Below are 2,244 nucleotides of genomic sequence, written 5' to 3'. Positions count from 1 at the left end.
CTCACCCTCGCCCTGCCCCGCAGTACGCGGCCCGCCTGTTCGATGCCCAGGACGCCGGCGCCGGCGAGCGGCAGCCGCGCATCCTCGCCGCCGAAGGTCTGGGTGAGGTCTGCTTCCGCGACGGCGGCCGCCGCGCCCACGGCCTGGCGGTGGAGTTCACCAATGTGGAGCACCTGGAGTTCGAGTTGTAGTCGGTCAGGGTGAGGGCCGGCTCAGGTGCGCTCCCTCAACTTCGTGCACAGCGGCAACCAGCAGGCCTTCGTCTACGACATCGCCGATCTCTCCAAGGCCGAACTCACCATTCCTCTGGCCTTCTCCCTCCACGCCTCCACCAACCCTGAGCAGCAACCTGCAAGTGTCGAACCCAGGCGCGAAGCCGGAACTGAATGTGCCGATCACAGCGTCCCAAGACCCGTGCCCGGTCAGCTGGTCCAGGTCTCCGCGGACGGCACGGTCGCCGTAGCTCGACGCCGCCAACATCTCGACCAGAGCGCCCCGGCTGGAGGGGGTGACTGCCCACCCCTTGCCAGTGCGCCCTCCGCGATGTACGTGACCAGGAACCAGGTTCCGCCCATGACCAGAATCCTCATGGACCATCACGGCCGCCCAGACGCCCCCTTCGGGCCGCGGGGCTGAACGCCGCCCTCGAGGCTGCCGGGAAGATCACTTCAGCTATCTTGTTGCTGCGCCGTAGTCCATGCCTCAACAATCCCTGTCGGCATGCCCCTTGCCTCTTCACGGCCCCCGTCCCATCTGTTTCCGCGCGGGGTTCGTATAGCCCCCATCATGTATGGCCCTGCGCGGAACGCCCGCAGCGTTCTCCTCCGTGTGAGCGGCCGGCACCGCCCCGACCGGCCGTCCGTACCCCCGCTCAGTGAAAGCCCCCCACTTCGTGACCATCTCCCCCTCCGAGGTCCAACCGGCCGGCCGGCACGCGGCCGTCCCCACCGGCAGCCTGTTCCGCCGGGTCTACGTACCACGCGCCTGCGACGCCCTCGCCTACTCCATGGCGACCTACGCCATGCCGCTCGCCGTGCTGGCCACCACCGGCTCCGCCTCCCTGACCGGCCTGGCCTTCGCACTGGAGTGGATACCCCGGGTGGCCGTGTTCGGCTTCGCCGGCACTCTGGTGGACCGCAGCGGCGCGGCGATCGTGTGCTTCCTCGCCTCCCTGGCCCGCGCCCTGCTGGTCGCCGGCGGCGGTGTCGCGCTCGTCCTGCTGCCGCCGGGTCCGGGCGAGACCGTCACCGTCATGGCACTGGCCGCCGTGACCGGGGCGCTGACCCAGTTCAGCTTCATCGCCAACGAGGCGATCGGCGCCACCGTCAGCCGCCGCACCGACAGACAGGCCCACAAGGTGCAGTCGGTGCTGATCGGCATCGACCAGACGGCCACCCTCGTCGGCCCGGCCCTGGGCGGCGTTCTCCTGCTCACCGGCCCGACCCGCATGCTGGCGTGCTTAAGCATGCTGTCCTTCGCCTCCGCCGCCCTCGCCCTGCAGACCCCGCCCACCCCCCTGCGCGCCACGCGCCACGGCAAACCGGCACCGGGCGGCGGCCTGCGGGAGGGATGGCAGACCCTGCGCTTGCTGCCGTCGCTGCGCCGGCTGGTGACCGGACTGGCCTGCGCCAATCTCATGCTCGGGCTGCTGCAGGCGGCCACCCCCATCCTCGTGGAGGACCGCTTCGGCCACTCCCCGGCCGCCGCCGGCGCGCTCTGGTCCATCGCCGCGGCCGCCACACTGATCGCGGTCGCCTGCTGCCGGGCCGGCCTGGACCGGCTCGGCCTGTGGGGAGTCGGCGCCATCAGCGCAACCGTCGCGGCCGCCGCCTGCCTCGCCGTGCCCCAGACCCCCTCCTACACCGGCTACGTGACCCTCGTGGCCCTGTTCATGGCCGCCGACGGAGGACTCACCGTCGTCCTGCGCACCCTCCGCTCACAGGTCATCCCACCCGCCGCCTTCGGCACCACCCTCTCCCTGACCATCCTGCTCCTGCTGCTGCCCTTCCCCCTCGCGGGCCTCCTGCTCGCCCTCACCCCGCCGCCCTACCTGAACGGCCTCATCGGGGCCTGCGCCCTGGTGCAGGCGCTCACCCTGCTCGTCACCTTCCTGCGCCTGCGCAACGACCCCGCCCTCCGCCCCACCACACCCCCGGCCCGCCACGAGACCTAAGCCTTGATCCACCGAGGTGGTTCGAGAGTGATCTTCTGATCGATTTCTGCGTCCGTTTTGGGCTGGTGGCC

Annotated in this window: 1 protein-coding gene and 2 pseudogenes; all 3 read left to right on the top strand. The window is 71.0% G+C overall.

Translation table 11 applies throughout. The features are described 5' to 3' along the window. Positions 1–191, top strand: a pseudogene (locus JL475_RS38665) (XRE family transcriptional regulator); the annotation flags it as partial. A gap of 34 nt (positions 192–225) precedes the next feature. Further along, a pseudogene (locus JL475_RS41035) lies at positions 226–342 on the top strand (type I-E CRISPR-associated endonuclease Cas1); the annotation flags it as partial. Between the two features lie 550 nt (positions 343–892). Next, entirely contained in the window at positions 893–2,173 is a 1,281-nt protein-coding gene (locus tag JL475_RS38660) for an MFS transporter (RefSeq protein WP_202282873.1), read from the top strand. Positions 2,174–2,244: the final 71 nt, after the last annotated feature.

Origin of the sequence: Streptomyces sp. M2CJ-2, from assembly GCF_016757295.1 — a bacterium.
Lineage (GTDB): Bacteria > Actinomycetota > Actinomycetes > Streptomycetales > Streptomycetaceae > Streptomyces.
Note: the sequence above shows the minus strand (reverse complement) of the source record. Positions and strands in the feature narration are given on the sequence as shown.